Consider the following 15,529-nt stretch of genomic DNA (forward strand, 5'->3'; position numbering starts at 1 on the left):
CACTTTGAATGACAGTCTCTCTTATTGATTTACCCTTCCACCATTGCTGTTTCCACCGACTGGATGGGCGGCAGGAAATCGGCGAGCAGTTCCCAACTATCGCCTGAGTCGCGGCTGTAGAACAACTGCCCCGTGTTCGTGCCGAAGTAAATGCCGGCATCTTCAAAGCTATCCGTCGCCATCGCCTCGCGCAGGACATCCACGTACGCGGTTTTGGGTAATCCTTTCGTCATTTTCTGCCAAGATTCGCCCGCGTCGCGGCTGCGCCAAACGGCGAGTTTCCCATCGATGCTTATGTGAAATTCGTCGCTTTCCTCCGGCACAACATAGATCGTCTTCGGCTCGGCAGGATGAACAACGATCGGGAATCCGAAGCGGGTCGGCAGTTTGTCCTCGCCGATGTCGATCCAATCCTCGCCGGCGTTGTCACTGCGATAGATGCCGCAATGATTTTGCTGGTACAGCACGTTCGGGTTGGACGGATGCATTGCCATCTTGTGAACGCACTGCCCATATTCAGGATATTTATCAGGGTTGAAGTCGGCGCGCACATTTTTATTGAACGGATTCCACGTCTGCCCGCCGTCGTCCGTGCGATAACATCCGCCTGTCGACATGGCAATGTACATGCGATTGATATTCGATGGGTCAGGCAGGATCGTATGCAGGCAAAATCCGCCGTTGCCGGGGAAGAACTGTCCGCGATGCGGATGGTCGAAGAAGCCCTCGTTGATCTCCCAGGTCTCGCCGCGATCTTTGGAGATGAACAGGGAAGCCGGCTGCGCTCCTGCATACAGAACATTCGCCTCTTCCCTACGCCCGAGCGTGATATTCCAGACCTTGATCATCTTCTCCGGTTTGTCCTTGATCTCCTCCCCCGCCTCCGAGCGGAACGCCTCCTCCACCGTGCTGGGCGGACGCCCCGACTTCGACGGGCGCGGGATGACCGGGTTCTGCTTCGCCTGAGTCCACGTCGCGCCGAAGTCGTCCGAGTAGTGCGTGGTCGGTCCATAGACGAAGTGACTGACCGCCGCGTGGAGCCTGTTGTCGCGCAGGTCGAGGCGCATGTGCATCATGTTCCAGCTTTTGAACAGAATGTCGCTCATCTGCCATGTTTTGCGGCTGGCGTCACTGCTAAAGATGAAGCCACCCTTGGTTGTCCCGACAAAGACCATCACTTTTTTGCTCATGAGATTCTCCTTTACTTGTAAAAAGAACAAATTTTCTAATTAGAATATCAAATTACGGAAATTTCTGTAAGGCTATGAAAAAGGACAGGGTGTACAATGCACATGTGGTTTCGCACAGTCAAACCATAAGGAGCTCAAAATGAAAAACATCCTGCTGTTATTGATTTCCATCCTTGCCCTTTCCGCCTGCACAAGCGGAGGAAGCGATATTTTCAAGATCTCAGACCCGGCAAAACAACTGGAAGCCGCGTCCGGGAACGAGTTCAAGATCATCATCGCCGCGAATGTGACCACAGGCTATCACTGGGAACTCGTGGAAGAACTGGACGAAAGCATCGTGGAATTCGTTTCACGGGAGTATCGTCCCGATCAACCCATCACCACCGGCTCCGGCGGCGTGGATGTGTGGACGTTCAAAGCCGTTTCGGCAGGAGAAACGACGATCACGCTTGGATATTACCCGCCTTCAAGCGGCGAGGAGCCGGAGCAAACAGCCGTATTTTCGCTTACTGTCAAGTGACCGGAACAAAACAAGGCGGAGGCTGACAGCCTCCGCCTTGTTTATTCCCTTCTCAATTAGGTTGGTGCCTGGCCGCAGTACAAGCCACTGACGATTTCAAAATCTGATTCGCTAAACCAGCTCTCGGCCTGGTTTTGCACTTCCTCGAGCGTGCTGCCGGGCACAAAAACGATATCGGTAAACTCACCGAAATCAACTTCCACATCCGCGCCGGGCACCTCACCATCAGGGCAGACCAGTGGACCTGCCTGCTCAGATGGTCCGCCTCGGCCGGGGATGATCACATAGAAGATCTGCCCGTTCAGGTAAATGATGCCTGTCTGTCCGGCGAACTGGGTCAGCCCGCCGCGCACATCACAGCGGATCTTGCCCTCATCCGCCTTGAAGATACAGCTCAATGGATAGGCGTCCGAGCCAATGTAGAGGGTTGCGGGTCTTACTTTCACGTTCTTTTTCGCAAACTCATCAACGTTGAAGAGGAAGACAATTCCCTTGCTTAACGTAAATACGGCGCCTTCATAGGTAATCAAGCCTGCGGCTTTTGCCTTTGTTGCGGCACTCCCCAGAACAGAAGCCATCATCAGAACGGCAAGAATGATCGAAGCTGTTTTTTTCATTTTCTCTCCTATTTCTAAAAGTGGCTGGCGGCAATTGTCATTTGGATTATACAACTTTTTATGCATTTCCCGGCATTGACATGCAGAGGACAGCCATTTTGCTTTTTGATATCTACCGCCTCCACCGCCTGGATGGGCGGCAGGCTTTGAATGGTTTTCAGGATATTCCCTCGGACCTTCTTCGCTTCCAGCCCATGCTCAGAGCAGGATCAGCCAACAACGCGGCAAGGTGAGTGGTGTCTTCGTCAATCTCTTCGAGCGAGACGTTTCGCTTCATCCATTTTGCGAATTTAAACGCTCCGCTGCCCGCTGGGGGGCAACTATAATGGACTGTTTTTCCTGCCAATGGAATTCAGCAGGAACATGCATGCCGGCAATGCAGTTAACACATTCCAATAAACCATCCGAAAATCGCAGGCAGTGGCAACGAAAAAATATGCCAGCCCATATAACCATCCACTGGCGCTCAATGCCAGTGCAATGGATGGGAACCGGATGTCGCTGGTTCGCGGCCCCAGCACAAAATGGAGCGAAACTGTAAACAGGATCAGGGGCAAAAGGACATAGAGCCAGTTCCAGTAGATCAAACCTTCCCGCAGGGGCTCGGCCAACATGAAGAGGCGGTTGGTGATTGGGTTGTTCGAATAGTAATCATTCACAGAGCCGTTCTGGTAAAAGCCTTTTGGCTTGTAAGTGGTTTCTTCATAGTAGTAGGGGGCACAGGTCCGCGCTGCTTTTAAATTCAAAACACCCGTAAATACATCTGAACGGTGCATCAGATATGCCTTCGGATGATCGACAACCTCCCTGCCCCAGGTACTGACCAGATCCCTGACCTGCCCGGGGTCAAGAAGGATTTTGAAGTGGATATTTGTAAAATCAGGCCAATATAAATTTTTCATCGACCTTAACTGATAGATCCGCCTCAGGTCCTTCATGGACGGTTGTTCAGCCGAAGCAAGGTAGTCCGGAACAAGATAAGTTTTCGTTCTTATCGAGATCCCAACAAGATCATGCAGCATAATCTGCTGAAACGGATATGTTTTTGTGTCGGTCAGGTGATTATTCCATGCCCTGCCAACGGCAAATACCAGGATGAAGAAGGCACTCCCCGTGATTATCCCCCGCCAAACAGGGGAAATCCTGCCTGTCATTGTGGGGTTCAAGCTTGTGAAGACAAATCCCGCATACAGGCACAATGGCAGCACCGCAGGGATTGCATTATGCCGAATGAGCATTCCGTAGCCAAGGAACAACATCCCGAAAACGAACGAGACAATGGACTTTCTCCTTTCCGAATATAGAATGAGTGAAAACCCGAATAGCAAGACTGTCCCCATAAGGACATCTTTTATCACGGTACCCAGCATCATGAAAGCCGGCGGGTAGAACCCAATCAGTAAATATAAGCTTCTGCCCGTTTGGGAGGAGGCGATCATGTTTACCACGATCCCCAGCCCAGCCCAGAACAAAACCACCTGTAAGAGGAACATGCCAAAAGGTCCGGGAACGATGCGGTTGAAGTGCCCCCAGACCCAGGACATGGCAGGCGGATGCCAGTCGTCGAAGTGACCGCTGCGTATCTGTTCCAGTTGGTTTTTTGAATCGTTATCTATGTAGCCGGGCTGGAAAAGGAAAACAGTGAATGCAATGCAAAGAAGAATCAAGAGAGGGAATAAAACTTTTCTGGTAATCATTTCAGGGGATTATACAACCCTTAATAAGAAAGGGGCTGTCACTTTCAAAATGTGACAGCCTCTTCACTACTATTCCACCACCGCCGCCGCCACCGATTGGATGGGCGGCAGGAAATCCGCCAGCAATTCCCAGCTATCGCCTGAATCGCGGCTGTAGAATAACTGACCCGTATTCGTTCCGAAGTAAATGCCGGCATCCTCAAAGCTATCCGTCGCCATGGCCTCGCGCAGGACATCCACGTAGGCCTGGTCGGGCAGACCATTCGTAAGTTTCTGCCAGGATTCGCCCGCGTCGCGGCTGCGCCACACGGCAAGCTTGCCGTCGATGCTGACGTGGTATTCGTCGCTCTCCTCGGGCACCACATAGATCGTCCTTGGGTCGGCGGGATGCACGGCGATCGGGAAGCCGAAGCGGGTCGGCAGTTTGCCTTCGCCGATGTCGATCCAATCCCCGCCGGCGTTGTCGCTGCGATAGATGCCGCAATGGTTCTGCTGGTAAAGCACATTCGGGGCGGACGGGTGCATTGTCATCTTATGCACGCATTGCCCATACTCAGGATATTTATCAGGGTTGAAATCAGCACGCACGTTCTTATTGAACGGGTTCCACGTCTGCCCGCCGTCATCGGTGCGGTAGCACCCGCCCGTGGACATGGCAATGAACATGCGGTTCAAATTGGAGGGGTCGGGCAGGATCGTATGCAGGCAGAATCCGCCGTTGCCGGGGAAGAATTGTCCGCGATGTGGATGGTCGAAGAAGCCTTCATTGATCTCCCATGTCTCGCCGCGGTCTTTGGAGACGAATAACGCAGCCGGCTGCGCTCCCGCATACAGGACGTTCGGTTCCTGCGCGCGCCCGGGCGTGATGTTCCAAACCTTGATCATTTTCTCCGGCTTATTCTTGATCTCCTCGCCTGCCTCCGAGCGAAAGGCTTCCTCGACAGTGCCGGGCGGGCGTCCCGACCTGGACGGACGCGGGATGATCGGGTTCTGCTTCGCCTGGGCCCAGGTCTTTCCAAAATCATCGGAATAATGGGTGGTCGGTCCATAAACAAAGTGACTGACCGCCGCATGCAGGCGGTTGTCGCGCGGATCCAGCCGCATGTGCATCATATTCCAGCTTTTGAATTGAATATCGCTCATCTGCCACTTTTTCCGTTTGGCGTCGCTTGTAAAAATAAAGCCGCCCTTGGTAGTGCCGATGAAGACCATTACTTTTTTGCTCATGAGATTCTCCTTCTACCTGTAAAAAGAACAAATTTTCTATTTATTATAACACAGGCTTTAATAAAAACACGCGGTACAATTCTTTTAAGGAATCAAGGCGATGAGAAATGTTCCCAACGAGCAAAATGAAAACCGTCTGCCCTTGGGTGAAATGTACCGTGACACAGAACAAATAACGTACATTTTTTACTGGTTTATCGCCCTGATCCTGGCGGGCTTGATCGCGGCGGCATGGATCGTCCGTGAAACCCGCAACGACTTTGCGTCCACGTTGACACTCTTCAGCACACTGCCTGTTCTTGCATGTTTTTTCCTCGTCCGCCGTCAAAAGTTCGAGTTTGCCGCGGTATTTCTCTCCATGATATTGCTTCTGCTAAGCACCATCGTTGCAACGCGGGGACTGGGAATCCATCACATAAGCGTGCTTGCCTTCCCCGGCATCCTGATCGTTGCCAGCCTTGTGACGAGGAAGCGCACCATGATCCTGCTCACGGCTTTAACCTTAATCTGCATGGCCTGGCTGGTCTTTGGCGACATATACAACCTGTATACACCCGCCGCCAGCACCCGCAGTATGCCGGGGGATTTTTACATGGCGGCCACCATCATCATTCTGATTTCCGTGATGACGCGCGTGTTATCTGAAACCCTGTTCCGTAATTATCTGCAAGTACAAAAGCAGCTTGCTGAAAAGAGACACGCGGAACGACAGGCCGAGTCTCTCATCCGGAAACTGGAGGAAAAGAACGCCGAATCCGAAACCCTGCGCGAAGGTTTTGCCAACCTCGTGGGCACTCTGGAATTCTCGGAGATCATCCAGCAGATTTTGGACCAGATCCGGCGTGTCATCCCGTACGACAGCGCGTCCATCTGGCAGGTGGAGGGCGATATCCAGAAGTTCATCGGCGGACGGAACCTGCCACCCCTTTTCTCGGACGGAAACGTGGAGTTCGTGACCGACGAGACCAACTCGGCCCTGCCCATCCTCAAAGGCGAAGTGCCATTTATCATGAACAACAACGTGCAGGAGGAACTCGCGGATTTCAAGCAGGAGCCGCACACCTATGTCAACTCATGGCTGGCGATCCCGTTAAAAACGCGCGGGAGGATCATCGGCGCCATCATGCTGGACGGAACGAAAAAGGGGCAGTTCAACCAACACCATGCCGAACTGGCTGTGGCATTTGCCAACCAGGTGGCGATCGCGCTGGAAAATTCGCTGTTGTTCAGCGAACTGCAAAACGAACTGCTTATACGCGAACAACTGATCAGGGAACTGGAGTCTAAGAACGCGGAACTGGAACGCTTCACATACACCGTTTCGCACGACCTGAAATCCCCGCTGGTCACCATCAACGGCTTTCTCGGCTACCTCGCGGAGGATGTGGCATCGGATGACATGCAGCGTTTCGAGCATGACAGCCAGCGCATCCGCGAGGCCGTCAAAAAAATGCACATCCTGCTCGGCGAACTGCTCGAACTCTCGCGCATCGGGCGCATCATCAACCCCTTCAAGACAATCCCATTTGAAGAGCTGGCACGGGACGCGCTGGAGATTGTCCACGGACAGGTTGCCGCCCGCGGCGTAACGGTCACACTCCGCCCGAACCTGCCTTCCGTTCACGGAGATCATCAACGCCTGGTGGAGGTCCTGCAAAACCTGGTGGACAATGCCGTCAAATTCATGGGAGACCAGCCCAACCCGCAGATTGAAATCGGCTGTGACAGGGAGGAAAACGGATTTACCGTTTTCTTCGTGCGCGACAACGGCATTGGCATCGCGGAGGAACAGTGCGGGCGGATCTTCGGCCTGTTCGATAAGCTGAATCCCAAAAGTGAAGGCTCCGGGGTGGGTCTTGCCATCGTTAAGAGAATTGTCGAAGTCCACGGAGGCAGGATCTGGGTCCGGAGCGAGGCGGAAAAAGGTTCCACATTCTTTTTTACCCTGCCAAAGGAAGAAGTCCAGTCAAAACCATAAGGAGATCCGCATGAAAAAAATCCTGTTTATACTTTTCATTTCCGCCTTCTCGCTTTCAGCGTGCGGAGGAGGAACCAGCAACGAAATTTTCCAGATCTCAGACCCGGCAAAGCAACTTGAGGCTGCAGCCGGGAACGAGTTCAAAATTGTCATCGCCTCCAACCCGTCCACGGGCTATCACTGGGAACTTGTGGATGAATTGGACGGGAACATTGTGGAATTTGTATCGAGGGAGTATCGAGGCAGTGGCGAGGAGGCCATGCCCGGAAGCGGCGGCGTGGATGTGTGGACCTTTAAAGCCCTTGCCGCAGGCGAAATACACATCACTCTTGGGTACTATCCGCCTTCGAACGACCCCGTGGAAGCGCAACAGACCGTCCTGTTTACTGTTATAGTAAAGTAGCACAAGCAAAAAGGGTCACACGGTTTCCAACGCCGATGGAGTGTGACCTGCCTTACAAATATAAGGAGGAAAGCCTTGAATCGTCTCGTCCTGCTTGCAGGGCTTGTTTCGTTCGCATTGCTGTCCTGCAATCGTTCAGCATCCACCCCTGACCCAACTCCCCCGGTCATACCAACAAGCCAGCCAACTGGTACCTCCACGCCTACGGCCATACCCACACCCACCCTCGCACAGGTGAGGGTGCAAATAACAAGCGAGCGGGTCAACTGCCGCTATGGACCGGGAACCGTATATCAACTGGTGAACGAATTGCGCCAGGGACAGGTTCTGCGCGCGGAGGGGCGCAACAACACTTCCACCTGGTGGTACGTCCGTGACCCCGGCAACCCCGGCGGTTTTTGCTGGGTGTCCGCCGACCTGGGCGAAGCGCAGGGCGAAACCGACCCGCTGCCCGTCATCCCCCCGCCCTTCGTCACGGTTACCAATCTGAGCCTGCGCGTGGAACCGAACCGCATTGTGGTGAATTGCGATCAATTCCCGCAGACGGTCTTCTTTGAAGCGCAGGTCTCCGCCAACGGACCCACCCTGCTCACCTGGCGCTGGGAGGTCAGCACGGGCGTCTCGTCCGATGTCGGCGCGCTGGTCTTCGAGGAGGCGGGCACGCAGGTCATCAATGAGTATTATCAAATCAACGCGCCGAATGAATACTGGGTAAAACTGTATATTTTGACCCCCAATGAAACTGTTCAACAAATCACCTTCCCCGTGACCTGCACACCTTAGCGATTAAGGGTCTGAAGACCTTTGCGGTCCTCAGACCCTGTTGTAACGACTATTCGAAGAGCACGACCTTGTATCCAAGTGCGGTAAAGAACTTGAGCAGGTAGGCTTCGGCATTCCTCTGTCCCTGCACGAGAATGCCATCCTCCAGCGCGGCTCTGCGGATCTCGTCCTCCGCGATCTGGCGCGCCAGAGTCTCCAGGTCCACATTGCCCTTGGTCAGCAAGCCTGTATCGCGGTCATAGACATATGATTTTTCATTGTCCAGCGTTGCAATAAATATCTCGGTGGGAGGCAGGCGAACGTACAACACGCCGTTGTCCAGACGCATATCTCCGGGCTGCAGCTTCTCCATGTCGATCCCCGCGATCACAATGCCGTGCGCCACGAATAACAACCTGTCGCCAAATGCAAAGCCAAATGTGCCCTGCCCAATTTCGGCGGTGATGACCTTTTCCACGCTGTATTGAATGGTCTCCAGACGGGCCAGCGCGCGGATCTCATTGATATATGTCACCGGGTCGGGGATGACGGTGGGGGTGGGGTTCATCAATTGTGACACCTGCGTCTGCAATGACTCGTTCGCCTCGTTTATCCCCTGGAATGGGGCCGTTGCCGCCGCTGCACTCTCGCGTACCGTCTCCACGATAAAATAGACGCCGGCCGCAAGCACCACCAGAATCAGGATGGACATGATCGTGTTAAATGTGTTTTTCATGTGTATTTCAACCTTTCAAGAACTTGTCTTATTATAGCAACATCATTATGATTGTGCGCATACAGTCTTGCAAGATGAAAAAAATCTTATTAGTGTTTTTCCTTACCCTTTTGGGATGTTCATTCCCTGTGCAGGTGACATTGGGGACTCCTGCACGTACGCCAACACTCGAAGCGACTCCCAGGCCCTCAGCATCTCCGTGGGAGACACAGACGCCTCCCGCCCCGCCCGAAATTGGCACGGACCAAAATCCTTTGATCCTCGCCCTGGCACCGTCGCTGCGCCCCTCGGACGAAATGATCGCGGCGGGGGAATCGATCGCCGCCTTCATCCAATCACGGACAGGCTATCGGGTGGTGACGGTGGTCCCCGCCTCCGAGCAGGCGCTTGTGGAAGCCTTTTCCAAAAACAACGCGCATATCGCCTCCCTCTCGCCATACGGCTATGTATTTGTACGTGAAGATAACACGGCTGTCGCCCTGCTGGCAAGAGTGCGCGATGGACAGGCCTTCTACGGCACGCAGATCATCGCCAACCGCAAAAATGATTTCATCTCGTATTACGACGCGGTCCGTGACGAGAACACAGCGGAGGCGGCCAGTGCCTTAAGGCAATTTGACCAGAAGAAAGCCTGCTGGAGCGACGAGGTCTCACCGTCCGGGTATGTGGTGCCGCTCGGGTTGCTGAACCAGGCCAAGGTCCAGATACGAGGCGGGGCATTTTTGGGAGGTCAGCCGAGCGTGGTACGCGCGGTATATGCGGATGACATCTGCGACTTCGGCGCAACCTTCGTGGATGCGCGCAATTCGCCCGCGCTCGAAGCGGATTATCCGGATGTGCTGGACAGGGTCATCGTGGTGTGGCGCGTCCCGAATATCATCCCTTATGAAAATATTTCGATCGCCACCTCCCTGCCGTTCGAGATGCGGCGCGTGATCCAGCGCGCGTTCATTGACCTGATGCTCACAACCGATGGCAAATCCGCAATGCAGACCGTGTATGGAATTGACGCCCTGCAAGTGGTGGAGGATGCCGCCTACGCAGAGTTTGCCGCGTATGTGAAGGCTGCGGGTCTGGAGCGGCCGACTTTGATAAAATAGTGCGGATGTTAAAACGAAGTTTGAAGTTCCTTTGGCGCACTGCGCTTGTATTGAGTCTCCTGATCCTGATCGGGTTGTTCGCCCCAAAATTCGCAATGCAGATCTTCGCAGTGCCGCGCACATTTAGTGTGGAGGAGGTTCGCTCAACACGCGTGGCCATCGTCTTCGGCGCGGGTCTGCTGCGCGACGGCTCGGCCGGCCCGGTGTTGAGTGACCGCGTACAGACGGCTGTGCAGTTGTACGAGCAGGGCAAAGTGGAGAAGCTCCTGATGAGCGGAGACAACCGCTTCGTCGAATACAATGAACCGGAAGCCATGCGCCAATATGCGCTCCAGCGCGGCGTTCCAAATGAAGACATCGTGCTGGACTACGCAGGACGCCGCACCTACGATACCTGTTACCGCGCGAAACACATCTTCGGTGTGGAGCAGGCAATCCTGGTCACGCAGGCATTCCACATGCCGCGTGCGTTGTTCCTGTGCAGTTGGTTCGGCCTTGAATCCACGGGCGTGGAGGCGGATAACCGTTATTTCCTGAAACGCTCGCGCGCGTACTGGAACTTCCGCGAATTGTTCGCCGCCTTCCAGGCTGTGTGGGATGTGCTGGTGACAAAGCCCCTGCCCGTGCTGGGCGAGCCGGAACCGATATTCGAATGAAAACCCGTCATACCCGGCGCGGTCGCTCATTGTGCTTTTTAGAAACGATAAGGCGCAATGTATGCCGGCAGGCACGATATCGTTGTATAATTTGGATCGAAAGCGAGTCAAAATGACAGTGTTGAGAGAATTACAGGCGCAATACATCACGGATGAATCGGGCAAAAAAACCGCCGTTATTCTTCCCATCGAAGAATTCGAGGAACTGCTGGAGGATTTGGAAGACCTTGCAGTCTTGGCGGAACGGCGTGAAGAACCAGTCCTCCCGTTCGAAGAAGTGATTGCGAGGTTGAAGCAGGATGGCTTCCTTCCAAATTGAGTGGAAACAATCCGCTCTGAAAGAACTTCAGAAACTGCCGCGACAAATTATCCCAAGGATTGTCGCGGCAGTCGGTGATTTATCGCAGAATCCATACCCGCACGGGGTAAGGAAACTCGTCGGTTCCGAACGTTCCCATCGAATTCGAGTTGGGGAGTACCGGGTAATATACGAAGTGTTCGAAAACAAGCTTGTCATTGAAATTATAAGAGTTCGCCATCGTAAGGATGCATATAGATGAATATGAACCGTGAAGAAGCCCTTGCCCTTGTGCGTGAATTTGTAAAAAATGAAGGTCTGGTGCGCCACATGCTGTCTGTGGAGGCCGCCATGCGTTTCTATGCGGAGAAGTATGGCGAGGATGTCGAGCTGTGGGGGTTGCTCGGCCTGCTGCACGATTTCGATTGGGAGGTCCACCCAACCCTGGAGGAGCATCCGCAAAAGGGATCAGCGATCCTGCGCGAGCGCGGCGTGAGCGAGGAGATCATCCAGGATATTTTGAGTCATGCGGACCATACCGGCATCCCGCGCGACACCGTCCGCAGGAAGGCGCTCGCCGCCTGTGATGAAATTACGGGGCTCATCACCGCCGTCGCGCTGGTGCGCCCGTCCCACTCGTTGTATGATCTTGAAGCAAATTCCGTCAAAAAGAAGTGGAAGGACAAAGCCTTCGCCGCCGGCGCCTCGCGCGAGGAGATGACCCATTCCGCGCAGGAATTCGGGATCGACCTGTGGGAGCATGTCGGCAACGTCATTATCGCCATGAGAAGAATCGCGCCCGAGTTGGGACTGGCCGGTACCATCCAGCAATGACATGTGGATCAAACGCCTCGACCTCCTGACCTCCGATCTGATCGCCCAGCGGGACTTTTTCGCCAACGTGTTGGAGTTGCCGTCCCACCTCGAAAGCGACTCCCTGCTGGTCAAAGCCGGTAAAACGGAGCTGGTCTTCACCCCGGCTGCGCCCAACTGGGAGGGCGCGTATCATTTTTGCTTCAACATCCCTGAAAATCAATTTCGGCAGGCCAGGGCATGGCTTTCAAAAAGGATCCCTCTTTTGAAGGATGAAAAAGGGAACTCCGAATTCAACAGCCGGGTCTGGAATGCAACCTCCCTGTATTTCAAGGATTCGGCAGGGAACATCCTTGAATTCATCGCACGGCATGACCAGAAAAACGCGGTGGAAACCCCGTTTAACAGCGAACAGATCTTGCAGGTCAGTGAAATTGGAATCCCCTCAAAGGACGTCGTTTCATTTGCCGGGGAATTATGTGAAAAATTGGGGATACACGTCTATAAACAGGATTTCGACGATACATTTACCCCCATCGGTGACGAGGATGGTTTGTTGATCCTGCCTGTGGAAAACCGCATCTGGTACCCAAACACAGGTGTCCCCGCACGGATGCTATCCATTAGGGTGGACGTGGACGTGCATGGAAAATCGTTCACCATCCGCGGCCTGCCGTATGAGATAGGTTGACCCTCCCGCCTCTGCGAAAACCTCCTCAAAACCATAAGAAAGTCCTCTGAATTCCTTTGAACTCAGAGGACTTTCCAAAACTTATTTCTTTTTCTTCTTCAAAGGCTTTGAAACCTTCCTTGTTGGTCTCTTCACCTGGGATTTCTTTTTTGCAGGCGGCTTTGCCTTTGTCGTTTTCTTCGCCGCAGGCTTGGCAGCCTTCTTCTTTCTACTTTCCACTCTCTTTCCAGCCTTTTCTTTCCCCTTCGGGGACGATGTCCTCTTTTCTTCTTTCCTCCCTACCACCTTCTGTACTCCAAGGAATCTCTCCACCGTCCAGCCGACGTTGACCGAGAGCACCGCTTCGCCGGGCTTGACCTCCACGACCGGGTCACCCTTGGAGGCTGCGCGTTTGCGCACACCGGCCGCATCCAGCCTTGCGGACTTTGGCGCGCCCTTGCTCATGTGGATGGTGGCGACGTGGTTCGGTTTTCCGCTGGCGACGGCGGCCAGCGTAACCTTGCCGGGCAGGTCCCATGCGACGACGCCCTTGCCGTAGCGTCCCTGCACGGGAAAGTCCTTCGGGTCAACCCGTTTGGCTTTACCGTCGCCCGCCAGCAGGAAAATATCCCCTTCGGCCGGCAGGATCTCCATGCCCGCCACTTCGTCCTTCTCCTCCAGTTTGATGCCGTTCACGCCGGCGGCGACGAGCCCCATCGGGCGCACGTCATCCTCCTTGAAGCGGATCGCCATGCCGCTGGAGGTGGCGAGCAAAATCTCCTTCTTTTTGCCGTCCGTCAAACCGACCCAGCCGAGCCGGTCGCCTTCATTCACGCGTACCAGCGTAAATGCCTGCGAGGAGGGGCCGGGCAATTCGTTGATCAAGGTTTTCTTGACCATGCCGAAGCGCGTGGCGGTCAATACACAGGTCTCTTCACCCAATGCAGACTTGCCGGCCGGCAGTGAAAACACAGCCGCAAGCGGATCGGTATCGGTCAACGGCGAAACCTTGTAATATGCCGAGCCCTGGCTCAACTTGTTCGTTTCAGGGATCAAATGCGCGGCGACCGCGGCGGCTTTGCCCAGTTTGCTCACAAAGTAGATCGTATCGGTGGTGGAAGCCTTCACCAAAAATCTCGGGGCGTCGTTGCCGGAATGGCGCGGCTGCTTGTCGTCCGCCGTGCGCGAGACGAGCCCGTCGTTCGTGACGCCGATCCACACGGTCTGGTACGGTAGAAGGTCGGACGTTGTCAGCGATCTTGTAGCTTTTGTGCCCTCCTTCAAATTGATGATCTGTGTGCGGCGTTTGTCTGCATACGCAGCTTTTACCTTCAACAACTCGTCCGCAACCACGCCGCGCATCAATTTCGGGGATTTCAACAGGGCCGTTAATTCCTTGATCAACCCGCTGACTTCCCTGTATTCGGTTTCGATCTTTTTGCGTTCCAATGCAGCCAGCCGGCGCAGCTGCATATCGAGGATCGCGTTCGCCTGCAATTCCGTCAGTTTGTAACGCTTCATCAGTTTAGCCCGCGCAGTTTCAACGTCCGCGGCGGAGCGGATGATGTTGATGATCTCATCCAGATTCTTTAATGCGGTCAGATATCCTTCAAGGATGTGCGCGCGCGCCTTTGCTTTTTCCAGGTCGAACTCGGCGCGCCGCTTGACGACCGTGATCCTGTGTTCCACATAGACTCGCAGGGCCTGCTTGAGGGTTAACGTGCGCGGCTCGCCGTCCACCAGCGCCAGCAGGTTGATGCTGAACGTGGTTTGCATCGGCGTGCGTTTGTACAGGTCGCGCAGGACGATCTCCGGGTTCGCATTCTTCGTCATCTCCAGCACGATGCGCATACCCTGACGGTCCGATTCATCGCGCAGATCGGACAGTCCCTCGAGATGACCATCACGCGCCAGCTCGGCAATGCGCTCGATCAAACTGGACTTGTTGACCTGATACGGCAACTCGGACACAATGATGCGGCTCTTGCCGCGCTCCATCTCTTCGACATGCGCCTTCGCCTGCACGGTCACCCGTCCGCGCCCCGACCCATACGCGGACTCAATGCCTTCCTCACCCTTTTCCTGAATGATCAGACCGCCGGTTGGGAAGTCCGGTCCCTGCACGAATTTCATCAACTGTTCGACATCGATATCGTCGAGCTTTTCCCACCTGTTGAGCATGTACACAAGCGCATCGACAATTTCCCCCAGGTTGTGCGGCGGTATGGAGGTTGCCATGCCGACGGCAATACCCGTCGCGCCGTTCACCAAAAGGTTTGGTATTGCGGCCGGAAGAACGCCCGGTTCTTCGAGCGTGTCATCGAAGTTCGGGACGAAGTTAACCGTGTTCTTGTTCAGGTCGAAAAGGATATCGAGCGCGGCGCTGGTCAGGCGCGCTTCGGTGTAGCGCATCGCGGCGGGCGGGTCGCCGTCCACCGAACCAAAGTTCCCCTGGCCATCCACCAGCAGGGTGCGCAGGGAGAAATCCTGCGCCATGCGCGCCATGGCTTCGTAGACCGCCGAGTCGCCATGCGGATGATATTTGCCCAGCACCTCGCCCACGATACGCGCGGATTTCTTGTATGCCGTATCGGCGCGGATGCCCATGTCGTACATCGCATACAGGATGCGTCTCTGCACGGGCTTAAGTCCATCGCGGGCATCGGGCAATGCACGCGCCACGATCACGCTCATGGCGTAATCGAGATACGACTGCTGCATTTCAGTGTCAATGTCTATTTTTCGTACGATACCGAGTTCCATTGAAAATCCTTTTAACCACGAAGTGTCACGAAGGCACACAAAGGTAAAAGCAAAAATCTTTGTGACCCTTTGTAGTGAATTAATGTTCTATTGCGGGGC

15 protein-coding genes are annotated in these 15,529 nt (G+C 54.5%); 9 read left to right on the top strand and 6 right to left on the bottom strand.

Annotated features, from left to right (window positions below):
* Nucleotides 1-29 precede the first annotated feature (29 nt).
* Nucleotides 30-1,190 (bottom strand): hypothetical protein, encoded by a 1,161-nt coding sequence (locus QY332_03860; GenBank protein WKZ37059.1) that lies wholly within the window; start codon nt 1,188-1,190, stop codon nt 30-32.
* A 139-nt stretch (nt 1,191-1,329) separates the two neighbouring features.
* On the opposite strand from QY332_03860, the gene QY332_03865 reads away from it, so the two are divergent.
* Nucleotides 1,330-1,710, top strand: a complete 381-nt coding sequence (locus QY332_03865; GenBank protein ID WKZ37060.1) for a protease inhibitor I42 family protein — start codon at nt 1,330-1,332, stop codon at nt 1,708-1,710.
* Between the two features lie 56 nt (nt 1,711-1,766).
* On the opposite strand, the gene QY332_03870 is transcribed toward QY332_03865, so the two are convergent.
* The 3 genes from QY332_03870 to QY332_03880 form a co-directional block, all read right to left on the bottom strand.
* The gene (locus QY332_03870) at nt 1,767-2,327 is read right to left on the bottom strand and encodes a hypothetical protein (protein ID WKZ37061.1); all 561 of its coding nucleotides are present in this window, start codon (nt 2,325-2,327) and stop codon (nt 1,767-1,769) included.
* Nucleotides 2,328-2,647: 320 nt separating this feature from the next.
* On the bottom strand, nt 2,648-4,024 hold the full coding sequence (locus tag QY332_03875; protein ID WKZ37062.1) for a hypothetical protein: 1,377 nt from the start codon (nt 4,022-4,024) through the stop codon (nt 2,648-2,650).
* Between the two features lie 69 nt (nt 4,025-4,093).
* On the bottom strand, nt 4,094-5,251 hold the full coding sequence (locus QY332_03880) for a hypothetical protein (GenBank protein ID WKZ37063.1): 1,158 nt from the start codon (nt 5,249-5,251) through the stop codon (nt 4,094-4,096).
* A 100-nt stretch (nt 5,252-5,351) separates the two neighbouring features.
* On the opposite strand from QY332_03880, the gene QY332_03885 reads away from it, so the two are divergent.
* From QY332_03885 to QY332_03895, 3 genes are all read left to right on the top strand, one after another.
* On the top strand, nt 5,352-7,229 hold the full coding sequence (locus tag QY332_03885; GenBank protein WKZ37064.1) for an ATP-binding protein: 1,878 nt from the start codon (nt 5,352-5,354) through the stop codon (nt 7,227-7,229).
* Between the two features lie 10 nt (nt 7,230-7,239).
* Nucleotides 7,240-7,632 (top strand): protease inhibitor I42 family protein, encoded by a 393-nt coding sequence (locus QY332_03890; GenBank protein ID WKZ37065.1) that lies wholly within the window; start codon nt 7,240-7,242, stop codon nt 7,630-7,632.
* A 75-nt stretch (nt 7,633-7,707) separates the two neighbouring features.
* Nucleotides 7,708-8,415: a hypothetical protein gene (locus QY332_03895; protein WKZ37066.1), complete on the top strand. Its 708-nt coding sequence runs from the start codon at nt 7,708-7,710 to the stop codon at nt 8,413-8,415.
* 49 nt (nt 8,416-8,464) lie between these two features.
* On the opposite strand, the gene QY332_03900 is transcribed toward QY332_03895, so the two are convergent.
* Nucleotides 8,465-9,130 carry a DUF4230 domain-containing protein gene (locus QY332_03900; GenBank protein WKZ37067.1) on the bottom strand — a complete coding sequence of 222 codons (666 nt, stop codon included), beginning with the start codon at nt 9,128-9,130 and terminating at the stop codon, nt 8,465-8,467.
* 74 nt (nt 9,131-9,204) lie between these two features.
* Between QY332_03900 and QY332_03905 the strand changes: the two genes are divergently transcribed.
* The 5 genes from QY332_03905 (at nt 9,205) to QY332_03925 (ending at nt 12,688) form a co-directional block, all read left to right on the top strand.
* Entirely contained in the window at nt 9,205-10,230 is a 1,026-nt protein-coding gene (locus QY332_03905) for a PhnD/SsuA/transferrin family substrate-binding protein (GenBank protein ID WKZ37068.1), read from the top strand.
* A gap of 5 nt (nt 10,231-10,235) precedes the next feature.
* A complete protein-coding gene (locus QY332_03910) occupies nt 10,236-10,886 on the top strand; it encodes an ElyC/SanA/YdcF family protein (GenBank protein WKZ37069.1) in 651 nt (216 codons plus the stop codon).
* A gap of 112 nt (nt 10,887-10,998) precedes the next feature.
* A complete protein-coding gene (locus QY332_03915) occupies nt 10,999-11,205 on the top strand; it encodes a hypothetical protein (GenBank protein WKZ37070.1) in 207 nt (68 codons plus the stop codon).
* Between the two features lie 237 nt (nt 11,206-11,442).
* The gene (locus QY332_03920; protein ID WKZ37071.1) at nt 11,443-12,018 is read left to right on the top strand and encodes an HDIG domain-containing protein; all 576 of its coding nucleotides are present in this window, start codon (nt 11,443-11,445) and stop codon (nt 12,016-12,018) included.
* Between the two features lies 1 nt (nt 12,019).
* Nucleotides 12,020-12,688 carry a hypothetical protein gene (locus tag QY332_03925; protein ID WKZ37072.1) on the top strand — a complete coding sequence of 223 codons (669 nt, stop codon included), beginning with the start codon at nt 12,020-12,022 and terminating at the stop codon, nt 12,686-12,688.
* Nucleotides 12,689-12,769: 81 nt separating this feature from the next.
* Here QY332_03925 and gyrA read toward each other — a convergent pair whose 3' ends face one another.
* Nucleotides 12,770-15,430, bottom strand: coding sequence for a DNA gyrase subunit A (gene gyrA / locus QY332_03930; protein ID WKZ37073.1), 2,661 nt, complete (start codon nt 15,428-15,430; stop codon nt 12,770-12,772).
* Nucleotides 15,431-15,529 lie beyond the last annotated feature (99 nt).

Source organism: Anaerolineales bacterium (assembly GCA_030583885.1).
In the GTDB taxonomy this organism is placed as follows: Bacteria; Chloroflexota; Anaerolineae; order Anaerolineales; family Villigracilaceae; genus Villigracilis.

Coding starts and splice junctions, on each gene's coding strand:
- QY332_03860 (WKZ37059.1), bottom strand. CDS start 1,190: ATGAGCAAAAAAGTGATGGTCTTTGTCGGGACAACCAAGGGTGGCTTC.
- QY332_03865 (WKZ37060.1), top strand. CDS start 1,330: ATGAAAAACATCCTGCTGTTATTGATTTCCATCCTTGCCCTTTCCGCC.
- QY332_03870 (WKZ37061.1), bottom strand. CDS start 2,327: ATGAAAAAAACAGCTTCGATCATTCTTGCCGTTCTGATGATGGCTTCT.
- QY332_03875 (WKZ37062.1), bottom strand. CDS start 4,024: ATGATTACCAGAAAAGTTTTATTCCCTCTCTTGATTCTTCTTTGCATT.
- QY332_03880 (WKZ37063.1), bottom strand. CDS start 5,251: ATGAGCAAAAAAGTAATGGTCTTCATCGGCACTACCAAGGGCGGCTTT.
- QY332_03885 (WKZ37064.1), top strand. CDS start 5,352: ATGAGAAATGTTCCCAACGAGCAAAATGAAAACCGTCTGCCCTTGGGT.
- QY332_03890 (WKZ37065.1), top strand. CDS start 7,240: ATGAAAAAAATCCTGTTTATACTTTTCATTTCCGCCTTCTCGCTTTCA.
- QY332_03900 (WKZ37067.1), bottom strand. CDS start 9,130: ATGAAAAACACATTTAACACGATCATGTCCATCCTGATTCTGGTGGTG.
- QY332_03905 (WKZ37068.1), top strand. CDS start 9,205: ATGAAAAAAATCTTATTAGTGTTTTTCCTTACCCTTTTGGGATGTTCA.
- QY332_03910 (WKZ37069.1), top strand. CDS start 10,236: ATGTTAAAACGAAGTTTGAAGTTCCTTTGGCGCACTGCGCTTGTATTG.
- QY332_03915 (WKZ37070.1), top strand. CDS start 10,999: ATGACAGTGTTGAGAGAATTACAGGCGCAATACATCACGGATGAATCG.
- QY332_03920 (WKZ37071.1), top strand. CDS start 11,443: ATGAATATGAACCGTGAAGAAGCCCTTGCCCTTGTGCGTGAATTTGTA.
- QY332_03925 (WKZ37072.1), top strand. CDS start 12,020: ATGTGGATCAAACGCCTCGACCTCCTGACCTCCGATCTGATCGCCCAG.
- gyrA (WKZ37073.1), bottom strand. CDS start 15,430: ATGGAACTCGGTATCGTACGAAAAATAGACATTGACACTGAAATGCAG.